The sequence below is a fragment of the Mesorhizobium huakuii genome (assembly GCF_014189455.1).
Lineage (GTDB): Bacteria > Pseudomonadota > Alphaproteobacteria > Rhizobiales > Rhizobiaceae > Mesorhizobium > Mesorhizobium huakuii_A.
The window spans coordinates 5,047,388-5,064,351 of sequence record NZ_CP050296.1 but is presented as its reverse complement, the minus strand read 5'-3'; the positions used below and the strand labels follow the sequence as shown (position 1 = coordinate 5,064,351).

Sequence of the window (16,964 nt, the reverse complement as noted above, 5' to 3'; positions counted from 1 at the left end):
TCAGCGATCCCCATCTTTATCGATCCCCCATCTCAGCGATCCCTTGGGTCAAGTGCGTCGCGCAGGCCGTCGCCGACGAAATTGAGCGCGAACAGCGTCGAGACGAGGAAGAAGGCGGGGAACAGAAGCAGCCAGTTGGCGGTGCCGATGTTCTTGGCGCCGACCGAAATCAGCACGCCCCAGCTGGTCATCGGCTCCTGCACGCCGAGGCCGAGGAAGGACAGGAAACTCTCCAGGATGATGACCTGCGGCACCAGCAGGGTCATGTAGATCACCACCGGACCAAGCAGGTTGGGGATGACGTGGCGCAGCAGGATACCGCGCTGGCCGACGCCCATGGCTTCCGCCGCCTGGACATATTCCTGGCGGCGGATCGACAGCGCCTGGCCACGCACGATGCGCGCCATGTCGAGCCACAGCACCGCCCCCCACGGCCAGGAACATCAGCACGAAGTTGCGGCCGAAGAACACCACCAGCATGATGACGAAGAAGATGAACGGCAAGGAATAGAGCACATCGACAATGCGCATCATCACCTCGTCGATCTTGCCGCCGGAAAAGCCTGCGGCAGCACCATAGATGACGCCAATCACCACCGCCACGACGCCGGCGAGCAGGCCGATGGCGAGCGAGATGCGCCCGGCCATCAGCGTGCGCGAGAGGAGATCGCGGCCGGTGTTGTCGGTGCCGAACAGGAAATATTGCTGCTTGACCGACGTGCTCATCGTCACTTCGAGCCCGTCGGCCGACTTGCTCTCGATCTTGGTGTCGTCAAAGGCATCGGAACGGTCGAGGTAGCGGATGTTGCGATCATCGATCGGCTTGGTCGAGGTGACGGTGACCGTGACGTGGCTGCCTTCCTGATGCCACTCCTTGAGATCGACCCGCATGCGCTTGATGGCATCCGTGAGTGCCCCCTGAATCATGTCGGCCTTCGGATAGGCCGACAGGCTTGGCGGCATGCGGACATAGTCGGCATAGATCGTCGTGTACTGATGCGGCACGAACCAGGGGCCGAACACACTGACGATCCCGATCAAAGCGAGGTAATAGAGGCTGAACATGGCGGCGCGGTTGGCCTTGAGGCGCGCCCAGGCGTCGCCCCAGAGCGAGCGGCCAACGATGGCAGGAGCAGTGGCTGCGATGTCAGTCATAGCGCACCCTCGGGTCGACGACCGCGTACATGACGTCGACGATCAGGTTGAAGATGATGGTGAAGATGGCGATCACCACCACCGTCCCCATCACCAGCGTATAATCGCGGTTGAGCGCGGCATCGACGAAATAGCGGCCGACGCCGGGGATGGAGAAGATCGTCTCGACGATGACCGACCCGGTCAAAAGGGCCGCCGCCGCCGGGCCGGTGAATGAGACGATCGGCAGAATGGCGCCGCGCAAGGCGTGCTTGACCACCACCGACCAGTCGGAGAGGCCGAGCGCGCGTGCCGTGCGGATATGGTGAGAGCGCAACGATTCAATCATCGAGCCGCGCATCAGGCGGGCAACGATGGCGATCTGCGGCAGAGCGAGCGTCAGCACCGGGCCGACCTTGTTGATGAAGGCGCCGTCACCCCAGCCGCCGATCGGCAAAAGCTTCCAGGTCAGCCCGAACAGGAGCTGGATCACCGGCGCGATGACGAAGGTGGGGATGGTGCTGCCGGCCGTCGCCAGCGCAATCACCGTATAGTCGCCAAGCTTGTTCTGGTTGAGCGCGGCAATGGTGCCGAGCACGCTGCCAAGCAGCAGCGCCAGGATCAGCGCCGAGGCACCGAGCTGGACGGAAATGGGCAGGCCCTTGGCAAACAGTTCGGTCACGGTGAAGTCCGGCATGTTGTAGCTCGGGCCGAAATTGCCGCGCAGGAGATTGCCGAGATAGTGGACATATTGCAGCCAGAGCGGATCGTTGAGGCCGAACTGGGCTTCAAGGTTGGCCTTGATCTCAGGGCTCAGCCCCCGCTCCTGGTTGAATGGGCCGCCTGGCGCGACGCGCATCAGGAAGAACGCCATCGTCACGATGACGAACAGCGTCGGGATGGCGGTCAAAAGCCGCCGGAATACATATCGCAGCATCGGTGCCCCACTTGATCCGGAACACGCCCATCCAGTTGGATGATTGTGCTCCAGCCTTCAAATCTTCGCACCGGATTTTCCGAAAATCGATTCTGCTTCCCGGCCGATGCGATGGCAAACCAGCACCGCCGCGCCTCTGAGGGCGCGGCGGCTTGGCCAGGGATCAGTCCTTGCTGACGAAGCGCGACGGATGGACATCCATCACATTGTCGACGAAGCCATGCAGCTTCGAGGACACGATGTCGTGGTAGCTGTAGTAGAGAAGCGGGATCTGGCCGACATCGTCGACGAGAATGCGCTCGGCCTCGGAGAGCTCCTTCATGCGCTCCTCGGGCTTGCCGCCGGCGGCGGCCGCCTTGTCCATGGCCGCTTCATAGGCCGGGCTGTTGTAGTTCGAGTAGTTGTTGCCGCTCGCCTTGCGCGAGATGCCGAGGAAGGTTTCCGGGTCCTTGTAGTCGGCGATCCAGGCGGCACGCGCCACGTCGTAGTCGCCCTTCTGCTCGAGGAAGGAGTAGTGGGTCTTGGTATCGGTGTTGAGCAGCGTGACGTCGACGCCGAGCGGCTTCAGCTGTTCCTGGATGGCCACAGCGGTGTTCTTGTGGTTCTCCGAGGTGTTGTAGCGGATTTCCATCTTCAGCGGATGTTCGGGCGTATAGCCAAGTTTCTCGAGGATCTTCTTGGCCGCGTCCTCGCGGTCGATCTGCGGCATGTCGGCGTATTTGGCCATTGCCGGCGTGTAGCCCTCAATGCCGGGGGGCACCATCGAATAGCCGGGCAGCATCGAGTTCTGCCAGACCTTTTCGGCGATGAAGTCGCGGTCGATCGCCATCGAGATGGCGTTGCGCAGCTCAGGGTTGTTCCACGGCGCCTTGTCGGTCTTGATCGCGTAATAATAGGTGCCGAGATACGGGCCGACATGGATCTGGTCGCCGAACTTGGTCTTGAGGTCGGCGAGCTGTTCGGTCGGCAGATCGTCATAGCTGTCGAGCTCGCCCGCCTCGAAGCGCTTCATCGCCGATGAGCGGTCTTCGGTCGGGATGTAGTTGACCACGTCGAACTTGACGGTCGCGGCGTCCCAGAATTTCGGATTCTTGACCAGTTTCATATGGTCGTTGGGAACCCATTCAGCCAGCGTATAGGCGCCGTTCGAAACAAGCTTGCCGGGCTTGATCCAGTCGGCGCCGAGCTTTTCGATCGAGGCCTTGCTGACCGGGTAGGTCGCCTGGTGGGTCAACATCTCCAGGAAGTAAGGCGTCGGCGCCTTGAGCGTCACTTCCAGGGTGTTGGCGTCGATCGCCTTGACGCCCATGTCCTCGGGTTTGCCCTTCTTGGTGTTGAAATCCTCCGCACCCTTCACCGGATACAGCATCGAGGCGTATTCGGCGCCGGTCGCCGGGTCCTCCAGCCTGTGGAAGGCGTAGACGAAGTCGTCCGCCGTCACCGGGCTGCCGTCCGACCACATGCCGTCCTTGCGCAGCTTGAAGGTGTAGACGGTGCCGTCATCCGATACCGTCCAGCTTTCGGCGGCGCCCGGAATGAGGTTGGCCTTCTCGTCCTGCATGACAAGGCCCTGGAACAGGTCGCGCAGCACATTGGCTTCATAGACCGTCGAAGTCTTGTGCGGGTCGACCGATTCCGATTCGGCTGCGGTGCCCCTGTTGTAGACGCTCTCGGCGAAAGCCGGCGTGTAGAATGCGCCGGCGGCTACCGCCATGGTGGTGGCGAATACCGTCGCCTTCAGCATGTTTTTCAGCATGAAGTTCTCCCTGTCGGCGCTGCCGTTGGCGCGCCTTTAAGTGTTGACGCCCCGGAACCGATGCCTGGTTCCTTTGAGCGCGCCGCCGGTTCCCTCCGGCAGCTGGTGGCAGGAGACTAGACAGGAGGTAAGCTCTTTTCAACCGAGTACTGATTGACCCTAAGTCAATCCTCATAATTGAAGAAGCAACGGCTAAATTAGAGCGGCGTTTTCAATCACACACATCCCCAGGTTGTGCCTGGAGTTTTCGCTTTCTGCATGCGAACTTTGGCATGCTATTCGCATGGTTCAGAACCTCATTTCCCGGGTCCGAAGGCGCGCGTTCCGAACAGACAATTCGGGAACTTCCGCGGTCGAGTTCGCTCTGCTATCGCCGCTTTTTATCCTTCTTCTACTCGGAATGGTTGCGTACGGCATTTATTTTGGCGCTGCCAACTCTATACAGCAAATTGCGGCGGATGCCGCGCGAACGGCCATCGCCGGGTTGAACCAGACCGAGCGGCAGACGCTGGTGGCCAGCTACCTTACCAACAATGCCGGCGGATATCCGTTCGTGGATGCCAGCAAACTGACCTACCAGGCCAATGACAGCGTGGCTGATGGAAGCCAGTTCGTGGTGTCCATTTCGTACGATGCCCGCAACCTGCCGATCTGGAACCTGTTCCCGGGCATAGCCATGCCGGGGACCACGATCACGCGCCAGTCGACGATCAGGGTCGGGGGTATCTGAATGTTGCTGCGCACGCGCACGATGGTCGCCCGGATCGCCCAGCGTCTCATGGCCGACAAGAAGGCGAACTTCGCCGTCATGACGGCCCTGAGCGCACCGGTCGCACTGGCGCTGGCCGCGGTGGCGATCGACGAGGCCTCAATCTACTCCGAACGCCGGCAAGCCCAGGCGATGGTCGATCTGGCAGCGATCACCGCCGCCTCGAACATCAACAATGTCAACACGGCGGTTGTCACCACGCTCACCGACAACGGCATGCCGGGCGTCGTCGTTCAAGCCCCGGGCCAGACCATTGCCCCAGCCATCGGGAAGACGGTGGTGACGGTCACGCAGGGCCGATATGCCTCGTCGACCACCAATGTCACCCAGCGCTTCCAGGCGGGCGTGACACCGTACAATGCGGTGCGTGTCACGCTGACGAAAATCCCTGCCCGCTATTTCGCGAGCTCGCTCATCCCCAGTCCGGTCATCGGCACCCAGGCCACGGCCAGCATGACGCCGCAAGCGACTTTCTCGGTCGGATCGAGACTGCTCAGCGTCAATGGCGGCATCCTCAACGCTTTGCTGAGTGGACTTCTCGGCGGCAACATCTCGCTCAGCGTCATGGACTATAACGGGCTGATCTCGGCCGATGTCAGCGTGCTTTCCTTCGTCAGCGCGCTCGCCACACAACTGAACATCACGGCCGGCACCTATTCGGACGTGCTGGCCTCGAAGGCAACAGTCGGCCAGATCGCCACGGCCATGGCCAATGTTCCCGGCCTCGGCAATACGGCCAAGGTTGCCCTGCAAACCATCGCCTCCAAGTCGACCAGCACGGTCAAGATCCCGCTCAGCAGTCTTATCGACCTCGGTTCCGTCGGCAGCCTGGGCCTCGGTCAACAGCCGTCCGGCCTCGGCGTCGACGCAAGCGCCATGGGTATGCTGACCGCCGCCGCCGTGCTGGCGAACGGCACCAACCAGGCCGCGGTCAATCTCGGCGCCACCATCCCGGGGCTGCTCAACACCCAGCTCAACATCGCCATTGGCCAGCCGGCGCAATCCTCGCCCTGGCTGGCGATCGATGGCATCGGCACTACCGTGCGGACAGCCCAGACGCGCATCAAACTGACGGCCTCCGTCGGTGTCGGCTCGCCCGGCCTCGGCGGCGGCATCAGCCTGCTGGCCGTCAATCTGCCGCTCAACGTGGAAGTCGCCTATGCCGAAGCGAAGCTGACCGACATCACCTGCCCGACAGGGCCTTCCAGCATCAGCGTTTCCATCGCCGCGCACCCCGGCATTGCGCAGTTGAACCTCGCCAACAGCAACAATCCCTCCGGCTTTGCCGATTTCAGCCAGCCGCAGACCTTCACCGACGCCGAGATCGCCGATGTGAGCCTCCATCTGCTGCTGATCAACATTCCCTTGATCCAGGTAATGGGTTCGGCCGCGACCGCGATCACCAACAACAGCCCGCAAACCTTGACTTTCAACGCGACCGACATCGCCAACAAGACGGTGAAGACCGTTTCGACACGCAACATCTCGCAGTCGCTCACCACGTCGCTGGTCAACAACCTATCGCTTTCGGCCAATGTGCTTGGTCTCGGCATCGATCTCACCGCCCTGCTCGGAACGGTCAAGCCGGCGGTGGTGACCCTGCTCAACAGTGTAACGGCGCCCGTCGACGACTTGCTCTACAATGTGCTGTCAGCCCTGGGTGTCGGTGTTGGCCAGGCCGACGTGCGGGTCACCGGAGCGACCTGCGGACGGGCGGTGCTTGTACAGTAGGCATTTGTGGCCAGGCGGATCGCCTGGCCGAAAGACGGGTAAACCGTCAGTCGAGCCGACCAAGGAAGCAACCGAGAGCCGGCAGCGAGAGCGCTTCCTCCTCAACAGCAGCGCCGCCATCCAAGACAGGCGCGACGGCGTCGATGTCCGGCGGCAACGGCCAATTCGCCGGTTCTCCAGCGAAATTGAAGACGCAGAGCAGCCTCTGCCCACCGCCTTCGCGGACGAACGCGAGCACGTCGCCCTCGGCGTCGAGAAAGCGGATCGAACCGCTGACCAGCGCTGGATGGCGCCTGCGCAAGGCAAGCGTCGAGCGGTAGGCGGACAGAACCGATTGCTCGTTGTCGTTCTGCACATCGGCCGCACGGGCGCGATGGCTGGCCGGGACCGGCAGCCAGGGCTTGGCCGTCGAGAAACCCGCATTGTCGGCGCCGGCCTCCCAGACCATTGGCGTGCGGCAACCATCCCTGCCCTTCACACCCGGCCAGAAGCGGATGCCGACGGGGTCGCGCAGATCCTCATAGGCAAGCTCCGCCTCCTCCAGGCCGAGCTCCTCGCCCTGATAGAGGCAGATCGAGCCGCGCAGGCAGGCGAGCAGCATGATCGAGAATCTGGCCACCGCGTCGGCATCGCCGTCCGGCCCGGTCCAGCGGCTGACATGGCGCACCACGTCATGATTGGAAAACGCCCAGCAGACCCAGCCGTCGGCGACCGCATGTTCGAAGGCCTCGACACAGCCGCGCACATGCGCCGCCGAAAACTGCGCGCCGAGCAGATCGAAGGTGTAGCACATTTGCAGCTTGTCGCCGCCGGAGGTGTAGGCGGCCAGCGTCTGCAGCGAGCGACCCTCATCGCCGATTTCGCCGACAGCGGCGCGGTCCTGGTACTCATCAAGCAGCGCGCGGAAACGCCTGAGGAAGGCCAGGTTTTCCGGCTGTGTCTTGTCGAACAGATGCTCCTGGTAGAGGTAGGTATTGGTCTCGCTGTTGGTGCCGGCGACGCTCGACGCCAAAGGCGGATTGCAGCGCAGCCAGCGGTCATGGACATAGTAGTTGACCGTGTCGAGACGGAAACCGTCGACGCCACGCTCCAACCAGAAGCGCACCGTGTCGAGAAGCGCGTCCTGGACCTCCGGATTGTGGAAATTCAGGTCGGGCTGCGAGGCGAGGAAATTGTGCATGTAATATTGCCGGCGGGTCGAATCCCACTCCCAGGCCGGGCCGCCGAAGACGGACAGCCAGTTGTTGGGCGCGTTGCCGTCGGGTTTCGTATCGGCCCAGACGTACCAGTCGGCCTTGGGATTGTCGCGGCTGGCGCGGCTTTCGACGAACCATTCGTGTTTGTCGGACGAGTGGGAAATCACCTGGTCGATGATGAGCTTCAGGCCGAGCCGGTGCGCCTCGGCGACCAATGCGTCAAAATCCTCCAGCGTTCCGAACATCGGATCGACGTCGCGATAGTCCGACACGTCATAGCCCATATCGGCCATCGGCGACTTGAAGAAGGGCGACAGCCAGACGGCATCGACGCCGAGCGAGGCGATATGGGCAAGCCGCGTCGTGATACCCCTGAGATCGCCGCTACCGTCGCCGGTCGTGTCCTGGAAGGAGCGCGGATAGACCTGGTAGATGACGCAGCCGCGCCACCATTCGGTCCCCTGCTCCGCCCCCGGATCGGCCCAAGGGCTGGCATTGTTGTCGGCCATTACGAACCCTTCCCGGCGCGGCCCTTTGCGGCTAGACCTTCGATCATGAAATGGACGCTGCGACCCGGCAGCGGCCGCGCAAGGTCGATCGGCTGCGCTTCGATCGCCGGCTGCCATCCGAACCCTTCCCGCACGGGCAAGGCGAAGACGCATTGGCGACGATCGCCGTTGATGATGACGGCAAGGCGGCCGCCGCCTGCATCGCCCAATAGCATGACGAGGCGGTGCCGTGCCGGGTCGTTCCAGTCCGCCTCGGCAAGCGGCATGCCGGTCTCGGTCAACCAGGCGACGTCGGGGATGCCTGTTGCATCGGCCGGCTCTCCTGTCAGGAAATGCGTGTCCGAGAAAGCCGGGACGGCACGACGAAGCATGCCGAGCGCTGATGCGTAGCGCTCCAGCGCCTGGTCGCGGCCGGCCCAGTCGAGCCAGGTGATGGCATTGTCCTGCGCGTAGGCGTTGTTGTTGCCCCGCTGCGTGCGGCCGAATTCGTCGCCCGCGGTCAGCATGATGGTGCCGCGCGAGGCAAACAGCGTGGCGAGCAGCGCACACTGATCGCCGAAGCGGGCATCGGCGATCGCCGCGTCGCCGGTCTCGCCCTCGGCGCCATTGTTCCAGGACAGATTGTCGTTGTGGCCGTCGCGATTCTGCTCGCCATTGGCCGCGTTGTGCTTGCGCTCATAGGCGACGATGTCGGCCAGCGTCATGCCGTCATGAGCGGCGATGAAATTGACCGTGCGGCTGGCCGGTTGACCGGTTTTGCCAAAAACGTCGGACGAGCCGGCAAGCCGTGTCGCCAGGGCTCCCACCGCGCCGGCATCGCCGCGCCAGAAGCGCCTGGCATCGTCGCGATAACGATCGTTCCATTCAAGGAAGCGCGCCGGAAAGTTGCCGAGCTGGTAGCCGTCAGGACCGATATCCCAGGGTTCGGCGATCAAAACGCGATCGGCCAGAATGGGATCGCCGGCGATCGCCGAGAGCAAGGGCGCCGCCGGATCGAAGGCGCCGTCAACGCGGCCCAGCACCGGCGCCAGATCAAAGCGGAAGCCGTCGACGCCGGCAAGGCGGACAAAGTGTCGGAGCGTGTCGAGCACCATGTCCCGCACCACCGGATGGTCGCAGGCGACGGTGTTGCCGGTGCCGGTGTCGTTGACCAGCCTGCCATCCGGCTGGTGCCGGTAATAGGCCTGATTGTCGAGCCCGCGCAGCGACAGCGTCGGCCCCAGCCGGTCGCTTTCGCCCGTGTGGTTGAAGACGAGATCGAGGATGGTGCCGATGCCGGCTTGACGCAGCGCGGCGACGGTGTCGCGCAATTCCTTGAGGCCGCCGGGCGCGAGACGCGGGTCAAGCGCCATGAAGGTGACGGGATTGTAGCCCCAGGCGTTGCTCAGGCCCAGCGGCGGCAGGTGCCGCTCGTCGATCGAGGCCGTCACCGGCATCAGTTCGACGGCCGACACGCCGAGCCGTTGCAGATGCTCGATGATGACAGGATGAGCAAGCGCCGCGATCGTACCGCGCTGCTCTTCCGGAATGTCTGGATGCAGTTTGGTGAAGGCGTGGATATTCAGCTCGTAGATCAGGCCGCCCGGACGAAACAGCGATGGCAGCACAGGAACTGTGGGCAAGACCTTCGCCACGGCCTTGGGCATCAGCGGCGCGGTGTCGGCGCCCTCGTTGCGTCGTGCGGCGAGTCGCCAGTGATAGACATAGGGCCGGTCGATTTCGACGGCGTAGGGATCGGCGAGCAGCTTGTTGGGATCGAACCACAGCCCGCGCTCGGGCGCATAGTCACCATCGGCGCGACAGCCGTACCGCGTGCCCGCGGCAAGGCCGGAGACGAAGAGCGCATGCACACCCTCGCCTTCCGGCTGCAGTTCCAGCCGGTCGAGTTCGCGGTTTCCCTGCCCGTCGAAGATAGAGACCCAGAGGCGACGGGCCGACGAGGACCAGGCGGCGAACCGGATGCCTTCTGGGGTGACGGTGGCGCCGAGTTGGGTCATGCGGGCTCGCCCTTCTCCCCTTGTGGGAGAAGGTGTCGCCGAAGGCGACGGATGAGGGGTGCTCCAGCTTGGCAAGGACGGCGATCCTTCGCGCACCCCTCATCCGTCTCGGCGCTGCGCGCCGATCCACCTTCTCCCACAAGGGGAGAAGGAAAGACGCGCACCGCCACCCTCAAGTAATCACGCTCGGCTTGTTGCGGCCGGTGTGGCTCTTGATGCCGGCAATGTCGTCGGCGGCGGCGATGAGGTCGGCGAGGGCTGCCTGCGTGTCGAGATCGTGCCTGGCCTTGTCCGGCTCGTAGCGCTCAATGTAGACGCGCAGTGTCGCGCCGGACGTGCCGGTGCCGGAAAGCCGGAAGACGACGCGCGAGCCGCCTTCGAACAGCACCCTTATGCCCTGGTGCTCGCTGGTCGAACCGTCGACCGGGTCGTGATAGGCGAAGTCGTCGGCCTTGGCGATCTTCAGGCCGCGTACGCTGGTGCCGGGCAAAGAGCCGAGCTTGGCACGCAGCTCGTCGACCAGCGCGTTGGCGCGGTCGCTCTCGACCTCTTCATAGTCGTGGCGCGAATAGTAGTTGCGCCCATAAGCCGCCCAGTGCTCGGTGACCACCTGCTTGCAGCTTTCACCGCGCGCGGCGAGGATGTTGAGCCACAACAGCACCGCCCACAGGCCGTCCTTTTCGCGCACATGGTTGGAGCCGGTGCCGGCGCTCTCCTCGCCGCAGATCGTCGCCATGCCGGCATCGAGCAGATTGCCGAAGAACTTCCAGCCGGTCGGCGTCTCATAGATGCCGATGCCGAGCTTTTCGGCGACGCGGTCGGCCGCACCGCTGGTCGGCATCGAACGGGCGATGCCCTTCAGCCCGTCCTTGTAACCGGGCGCCAGGCGGGCATTGGCGGCGAGCATCGCCACCGAATCCGACGGGGTGACGAAAATGCCCTTGCCGATGATCAGATTGCGGTCGCCGTCACCGTCGGAAGCGGCACCGAAATCCGGCGCGTCCGGTCCCATCATCTCATCGTAGAGATGCTTGGCGTGGACCAGGTTCGGATCCGGGTGATGGCCGCCGAAATCCGGCAGTGGCTTGAAGTTGCGGCAGGTGCCGCTGGGCGCACCGAGCCGGTTTTCGAGGATTTCCTTGGCGTAGGGACCGGTCACCGCGTGCATGGCGTCAAAGCGCATGCGGAAGCCCGACTTGAACAGTTTGCGCAGCGCGTCGAAATCGAACAGGCTTTCCATCAGCTCGGCATAGTCGGCGACCGGGTCGATGATCTCGACCGTCATGCCCGCGGCCTTGACCGTACCGATCGTGTCGATGTCGATCGGATCGATATCTGATGTCTTGAAGCTCGAAATCGCCTTGGTCCTGGCGAAGATCGCGTCGGTCAGCTTTTCCGGCGCCGGGCCGCCATTGCCGGCATTGTACTTGATGCCGAAATCCTCATGCGGGCCGCCGGGATTGTGACTGGCCGACAGGATGATGCCGCCGAAGGTCTTGTATTTGCGGATGACATGCGAGGCGGCCGGCGTCGACAATATGCCGCCCTGCCCGACCATCACCTTGCCGAAGCCGTTGGCGGCCGCCATGGCGATGGCCTTCTGGATGACCTCGCGGTTGTAGAAACGGCCGTCGCCACCGATCACCAGGGTCTTGCCCTGGAAGCCATCCAGCGCGTCGAAGATCGACTGGATGAAGTTCTCGGCATAGTGCTCCTGCTGGAACACAGGCACCTTCTTGCGCAGGCCCGACGTGCCGGGCTTCTGGTCGGCATAGGGTTTGGTGGGGACGGTCCGTATCATGCTTCAGGCAACCCTTTTCGAAAGCAGCAAGCGATAGAGTTCGATGTATTTTTCCGCACTTCGGTCCCACGACACGTCGGACTTCATGCCCTGGCGCTGGATGGTCTCGAAGGCGCGCGGATTGGCATAGGCGTCGGCAAGGCGGCGTATGGCGTGCAGCATCGCACCGCCATTGTTGGGAGCGAACTGGAACCCGGTCGCCACGCCGGCCGCCATCGCCGCCTCGTTGGCGTCGATGATGGTGTCGGCAAGGCCGCCGGTGCGGGCGACAACCGGCACGCAGCCGTAGCGCAGGCCATAAAGCTGCGTCAGTCCGCAGGGTTCGAAGCGTGACGGGATGATGATGGCGTCGCAACCGCCCTGCATTGTGTGCGACAGCCCTTCATCATAGCCGATGACCACGCCGATACGGCCACGGTGGCGTGCGGCAGCGGCAAGCAGCGCGCCTTCAAGGCCGGCGTCACCCGAGCCCAGTATGGCCAGCCGCGCGCCCGTCGCGACGACCCCATCGATCACCGTTGCTAAAATATCCATGCCTTTCTGCCAGGTCAGCCGGCTGATGACGCAGACAATCGGGCTGTCGTCGCGATCGAGACCGAAGCGTTCCTCCACGGCGGCCCTGTTCGGCGCCCGCGCCTTGAGCGTGGCGGCCGTATAGTCCGACACCAGATGCTTGTCCGTCTCCGGATCCCAGATGGCGGTGTCGATGCCGTTGACGATGCCATAGAGATCGCTGGAGCGCATGTTGATCAAGCCATCGAGGCCCATGCCGAACTCCGGCGAGCGGATCTCCTGCGCATAGGTGGGGCTCACCGTGGTGATTGCCCAGGCGGCCTGCAGGCCGGCCTTGAGGAAGCCGACGCCGCCATAATATTCGACGCCGTCAAGCGCCATCGCAACCGCCGGCAGGCCAAGCTCGCCGAAAATGCCGGCGCCGAACTGGCCCTGGAAGGCGAGATTGTGGACGGTCATCATCGATGGGACGCCGACCGCCTTGCCGTAGCGCATATAGGCAAGCGTCATCGCCGACTGCCAGTCATGGGCGTGGACGACGTCAGGCTGATAGCCCGAGATGGCGCCGCCGGCGATATCGCCGCCAACCTGGCTCAGTGCTGCGAAACGCCGCCAATTGTCCGGCCAATCGGCGCCCGCAGCATTGCCGTAGGGGCCGCCCGGACGGTCGAAGAGATGCGCCGCGTCGAGCACGAACAGGTCGAGCCCGGCGATCTGCACGGCATGGATCGAAGCCTTGCCGCCCTGCAGCAGCGGATATTGGTAAACGGCCTTCTTTTTCTTGAAGGCGTCCATCACCACGGGAAAGCCGGGAATGAGCGTACGCATGGTCACGCCCTTGGCAGCAAGCGCGATGGGCAGCGCGCCGGTCACGTCGGCAAGTCCGCCGGTTTTAATCAGCGGGAAAATCTCGGGCGTGACCGACAGAACCTGCATGCGTCTATCCCGATCCTGTTTTGAGCAATTCCCGTGGGAAAACCGTTCTCACACTTTTCCTGGAATTGCTCTAGAGCCCGAGTTTGTTGATCATGTCCTGCGTGATCAGGCAGATGCCTTTCTCCGAAACGCGGAAGCGCTTGGCGTCGAGAGCGGGATCCTGGCCGACCACCAGCCCCTCCGGTATCCTTACACCGTGGTCGATGACGACGCGCTTCAACTTTGCGTTCCGGCCGACATGAACGTCGGGCAGCATGACGACCTCTTCCAGCGTCGAATAGGAATTGATGCGCGCGCCGGTGAAGATCAGGCTCTTCTTCAGCGAAGCGCCGGAGACGATACAATCGCCCGAGACCAGGGAGGAGACGGCCGAGCCGCGTCGGCCATCCTCGTCATGGACGAATTTTGCCGGCGGCTTCAACTCGGCATAGGTCCAGATCGGCCAGTCGCGGTCGTAGAGGTCCAGTTCCGGCGTGATATCGGTCAGGTCGATATTGGCTTCCCAATAGGCGTCGACGGTGCCGACATCGCGCCAATAGGCTTCGTTCTCGGCGGTCGAACGCACGCAGGACTTGGTGAAGCGGTGCGCGATCGCCTTACCGTGCTGGACGATATAGGGGATGATGTCCTTGCCGAAGTCGCGGCTGGAGCCCGGCTCGGCGGCGTCGCGGCGCAACTGCTCCATCAGGAACTTGGTCTTGAAGACGTAGATGCCCATCGAGGCCAAAGCGAAGTCCGGATTGCCTGGAATGCCGGGCGGATCGGCGGGCTTTTCGACGAAGGCTATGATGTTGTCCTTGGCATCGACATGCATGACGCCGAAGCCGGTCGCTTCCATGCGCGGCACTTCGAGGCAGCCGACCGTGACGTCGGCGCCGGCGTCGACATGCTGACGCAGCATCAGCTCATAGTCCATCTTGTAGATGTGGTCGCCGGCGAGGATGACCATGTATTCCGGGCCATAGGCCTCGATGATGTCGATGTTCTGATAGACGGCGTCGGCCGTGCCTTCATACCACTGCGTTTCCGAGACACGCTGGCTGGCCGGCAGGATGTCGAAACTCTCGTTTCGTTCGGGCCGCAGGAAGTTCCAGCCGCGCTGCAAATGGCGGATCAGCGAATGCGCCTTGTACTGGGTGGCGACGCCGAGGCGGCGAATGCCCGAGTTGAGCGCGTTGGAGAGCGCGAAATCGATGATGCGCGTCTTGCCGCCGAAATAGACCGCCGGCTTGGCGCGACGGTCCGTCAGTTCCTTGAGGCGGCTGCCACGGCCGCCGGCCAGTACATAGGCCATGGCATCGCGCGCCAGCGGCTGGGTCCGTTTCAAGTCTGCCATTTCTACCCTCCCAAGTTACTCAAGTCTCGCCCTGTTACCTCGGCCTTGACGGGCTCAGTCGACAACGAGTTCGAGCATGATTGTCGACAGCGGCGGCAGAAGCATCGTTGCCGAAATGCTCTTGCCTTCCGCCCTTGCCTCGACCATGCCGCCATTGCCCATGCCGGAGCCGCCATATTCGGATGCGTCGGTGTTGATGATCTCGCGCCACTTGCCCGCCTTGGGCAGCGGCACGCGGTAATTGTCGCGCGGCACCGGCGTGAAGTTGGAGATGACCGCCACCGGGCTGCCGCCCGGCGCGTTGCGCACCCAGGCGAAAACCGAGTTCTGGCTGTCGTCGACGATCAGCCAGGAAAACCCTTCCGGTTCGCAGTCGCGGCCATGCAGCGCCGGGCGCGAGCGGTAGAGATAGTTGAGATCGCGCACCGTCTGCCAGACGCCGCGATGCGGGCGGAAATCGAGCAGGTTCCAGTCGAGCGCGCGCGCCTCGCTCCATTCGCGGCGCTGCGCGAACTCCTGTCCCATGAACAAGAGCTTCTTGCCGGGATAGCCCCACATGAACCCGTAATAGGCCCGCAAGGTCGCGAATTTCTGCCAGTCGTCGCCGGCCATCTTGCCCAGCAGCGTGCCTTTGCCGTGCACGACCTCGTCATGCGAGAGCGGCAGCACGAAATTCTCCGAGAAGGCGTAGGTCAGGCCGAAGGTCAGGTCGTTGTGGTGGTGCTTGCGGAAAATCGGCTCCTTGGCAAAATACTCCAGCGTGTCGTGCATGAAGCCCATGTTCCACTTGAAGCCGAAGCCCAGCCCGCCTTCATGCACCGGAGCCGAGACCTTCGGCCATGAGGTCGATTCCTCGGCGATGGTCATGACGCCGGGATGGTGGCCGTAGACCTCCTTGTTCATCTTCTGCAGGAAAGAGACCGCTTCGAGGTTTTCGCGGCCGCCCTTCTCATTGGGGATCCACTCGCCGGCCTTGCGCGAATAGTCGAGGTAGAGCATCGAGGCGACCGCATCGACGCGCAAACCGTCGACATGATATTTCTCGGCCCAGAACAGCGCGTTGTTGACGAGGAACGATATCACCTCGCGGCGGCCGAAATTGTAGATCGCGGTGTTCCAGTCGGGATGGAAGCCCTTGCGCGGATCGGCATGCTCATAAAGCGCGGTTCCGTCGAAATGGGCCAGGCCATGCGCGTCGACCGGGAAATGCGCCGGCACCCAGTCGAGGATGACGCCGACGCCGGCGCGGTGCGCGCCGTCGACGAAACGGGCAAAGCCGTCCGGATCGCCGAAGCGGGCCGACGGCGCATAAAGACCGGTTGTCTGATAACCCCATGACGGGTCATAGGGATGTTCGGAGATCGGCATGAATTCGATATGGGTGAAGCCGGTCTCGACCGCATAGGGGATCAGCCGGTCAGCCAGTTCGTCCCACGACAGGAACGTGCCGTCGTCGCGAAGCTGCCAGGAGCCGGCATGGACCTCGTAGATAGAGATCGCTTCGCGCCGGTGATCGGCATTGCGCCAGAAATTGCGGTGCGCCTCATCGCCCCATTCATGCGCCGGCGGCACGGCAACGACAGAAGCCGTGGCCGGACGCAGTTCGGATTTGAACGCAAACGGGTCAGCCTTCAGCGGCAGCCTGACGCCGTCGGGGCCGATGATCTCGTATTTGTAGGGCCGCCCGGCGCCGGTGTCGGGGATGAATACCTCCCATATGCCGGTGTCGCGGCGGTCGCGCATCGTGTGGCGGCGGCCATCCCAGTCGTTGAAATCGCCGACCACCGAGACGCGTTTTGCATTGGGCGCCCAGACGGCGAAATGCACGCCGGTGGCGCCTTCATGCTCGATGACATGCGCGCCAAGCTTGTCGAAGAGCCTGAGATGCGATCCCTCGGCGATATAGTAGTCATCTAGAGGCCCGAGCACCGGGCCGAACGAATAGGGATCGGTCAGCCACCAGTCGCCGCCGGCATTGCGCGCATGGTAGCGCAGCGGCTGCCGTTTCTTGATCGTCAACTGCCCTTCGAAGAAGCCGGCATCGTCTCGCCTCGATAATTGACCGGCCTCGAGGCCCGTCAGCGTATAGGCGGTGACGGTCTCGGCATGCGGAACGAAGCAACGCGCAAACAGGCTTTTGCCGACCTCATGGACACCGAGGACCGCAAACGAATCTCCATGCGTGCCGGCAACAATCGCCGCAACATCGCTGGCTGGCGCCAGTCCGTCCGGCCCGCTTGTCGCAGCGGTCGCGCGCGGCTTCCTCATCAGGCAGTGTCCCTCCCAGGGCACCAGGTGTTTGTTCTGGCGATGCGGGTTGGCAATCAACCCACGTCACCGGGACCACAT

The 16,964-nt window shown here is 63.3% G+C and carries 10 protein-coding genes and 1 pseudogene; 2 read left to right on the top strand and 9 right to left on the bottom strand.

Features of this window, described 5'->3' with window-relative positions:
- Positions 1-32: 32 nt before the first annotated feature.
- The 3 genes and pseudogenes from HB778_RS24330 to HB778_RS24320 form a co-directional block, all read right to left on the bottom strand.
- Positions 33-1,155 (bottom strand): annotated as a pseudogene (locus tag HB778_RS24330) (ABC transporter permease).
- On the bottom strand, positions 1,148-2,071 hold the full coding sequence (locus HB778_RS24325) for an ABC transporter permease subunit (RefSeq protein WP_095198585.1): 924 nt from the start codon (positions 2,069-2,071) through the stop codon (positions 1,148-1,150). The pseudogene HB778_RS24330 and the gene HB778_RS24325 overlap by 8 nt, the downstream one beginning before the upstream one ends.
- A 163-nt stretch (positions 2,072-2,234) precedes the next feature.
- A complete protein-coding gene (locus HB778_RS24320) occupies positions 2,235-3,827 on the bottom strand; it encodes a peptide ABC transporter substrate-binding protein (protein ID WP_183457620.1) in 1,593 nt (530 codons plus the stop codon).
- Positions 3,828-4,110: 283 nt separating this feature from the next.
- Here HB778_RS24320 and HB778_RS24315 point away from each other — a divergent pair, with 283 nt between their 5' ends.
- Together HB778_RS24315 and HB778_RS24310 are read left to right on the top strand one after the other, a co-directional pair.
- Entirely contained in the window at positions 4,111-4,557 is a 447-nt protein-coding gene (locus HB778_RS24315; protein WP_096456137.1) for a TadE/TadG family type IV pilus assembly protein, read from the top strand.
- Positions 4,558-6,327: a TadG family pilus assembly protein gene (locus HB778_RS24310; RefSeq protein ID WP_183457618.1), complete on the top strand. Its 1,770-nt coding sequence runs from the start codon at positions 4,558-4,560 to the stop codon at positions 6,325-6,327.
- 46 nt (positions 6,328-6,373) lie between these two features.
- Here the strand turns inward: HB778_RS24310 and HB778_RS24305 are convergent, their stop codons facing one another.
- From HB778_RS24305 to glgB, 6 genes are all read right to left on the bottom strand, one after another.
- The gene (locus HB778_RS24305; protein ID WP_183457616.1) at positions 6,374-8,032 is read right to left on the bottom strand and encodes an alpha-glucosidase family protein; all 1,659 of its coding nucleotides are present in this window, start codon (positions 8,030-8,032) and stop codon (positions 6,374-6,376) included.
- Complete coding sequence (gene glgX, locus HB778_RS24300) at positions 8,032-10,029, bottom strand: glycogen debranching protein GlgX (protein WP_183457614.1); 1,998 nt, start codon at positions 10,027-10,029, stop codon at positions 8,032-8,034. The genes HB778_RS24305 and glgX overlap by 1 nt, the downstream gene beginning before the upstream one ends.
- Before the next feature lie 172 nt (positions 10,030-10,201).
- Complete coding sequence (locus HB778_RS24295; RefSeq protein WP_183457611.1) at positions 10,202-11,830, bottom strand: alpha-D-glucose phosphate-specific phosphoglucomutase; 1,629 nt, start codon at positions 11,828-11,830, stop codon at positions 10,202-10,204.
- 3 nt (positions 11,831-11,833) lie between these two features.
- A complete protein-coding gene (gene glgA, locus HB778_RS24290) occupies positions 11,834-13,279 on the bottom strand; it encodes a glycogen synthase GlgA (RefSeq protein WP_183457610.1) in 1,446 nt (481 codons plus the stop codon).
- A gap of 70 nt (positions 13,280-13,349) precedes the next feature.
- Entirely contained in the window at positions 13,350-14,615 is a 1,266-nt protein-coding gene (glgC, locus tag HB778_RS24285; protein ID WP_183457609.1) for a glucose-1-phosphate adenylyltransferase, read from the bottom strand.
- A gap of 54 nt (positions 14,616-14,669) precedes the next feature.
- Entirely contained in the window at positions 14,670-16,883 is a 2,214-nt protein-coding gene (glgB, locus tag HB778_RS24280; protein WP_183457608.1) for a 1,4-alpha-glucan branching protein GlgB, read from the bottom strand.
- Positions 16,884-16,964: the final 81 nt, after the last annotated feature.

Excerpts from the sequence above, each read along its gene's own strand:
- HB778_RS24325 (WP_095198585.1), bottom strand. The coding sequence starts at position 2,071 with ATGCTGCGATATGTATTCCGGCGGCTTTTGACCGCCATCCCGACGCTG.
- HB778_RS24320 (WP_183457620.1), bottom strand. The coding sequence starts at position 3,827 with ATGCTGAAAAACATGCTGAAGGCGACGGTATTCGCCACCACCATGGCG.
- HB778_RS24315 (WP_096456137.1), top strand. The coding sequence starts at position 4,111 with ATGGTTCAGAACCTCATTTCCCGGGTCCGAAGGCGCGCGTTCCGAACA.
- HB778_RS24310 (WP_183457618.1), top strand. The coding sequence starts at position 4,558 with ATGTTGCTGCGCACGCGCACGATGGTCGCCCGGATCGCCCAGCGTCTC.
- HB778_RS24305 (WP_183457616.1), bottom strand. The coding sequence starts at position 8,032 with ATGGCCGACAACAATGCCAGCCCTTGGGCCGATCCGGGGGCGGAGCAG.
- glgX (WP_183457614.1), bottom strand. The coding sequence starts at position 10,029 with ATGACCCAACTCGGCGCCACCGTCACCCCAGAAGGCATCCGGTTCGCC.
- HB778_RS24295 (WP_183457611.1), bottom strand. The coding sequence starts at position 11,830 with ATGATACGGACCGTCCCCACCAAACCCTATGCCGACCAGAAGCCCGGC.
- glgA (WP_183457610.1), bottom strand. The coding sequence starts at position 13,279 with ATGCAGGTTCTGTCGGTCACGCCCGAGATTTTCCCGCTGATTAAAACC.
- glgC (WP_183457609.1), bottom strand. The coding sequence starts at position 14,615 with ATGGCAGACTTGAAACGGACCCAGCCGCTGGCGCGCGATGCCATGGCC.
- glgB (WP_183457608.1), bottom strand. The coding sequence starts at position 16,883 with ATGAGGAAGCCGCGCGCGACCGCTGCGACAAGCGGGCCGGACGGACTG.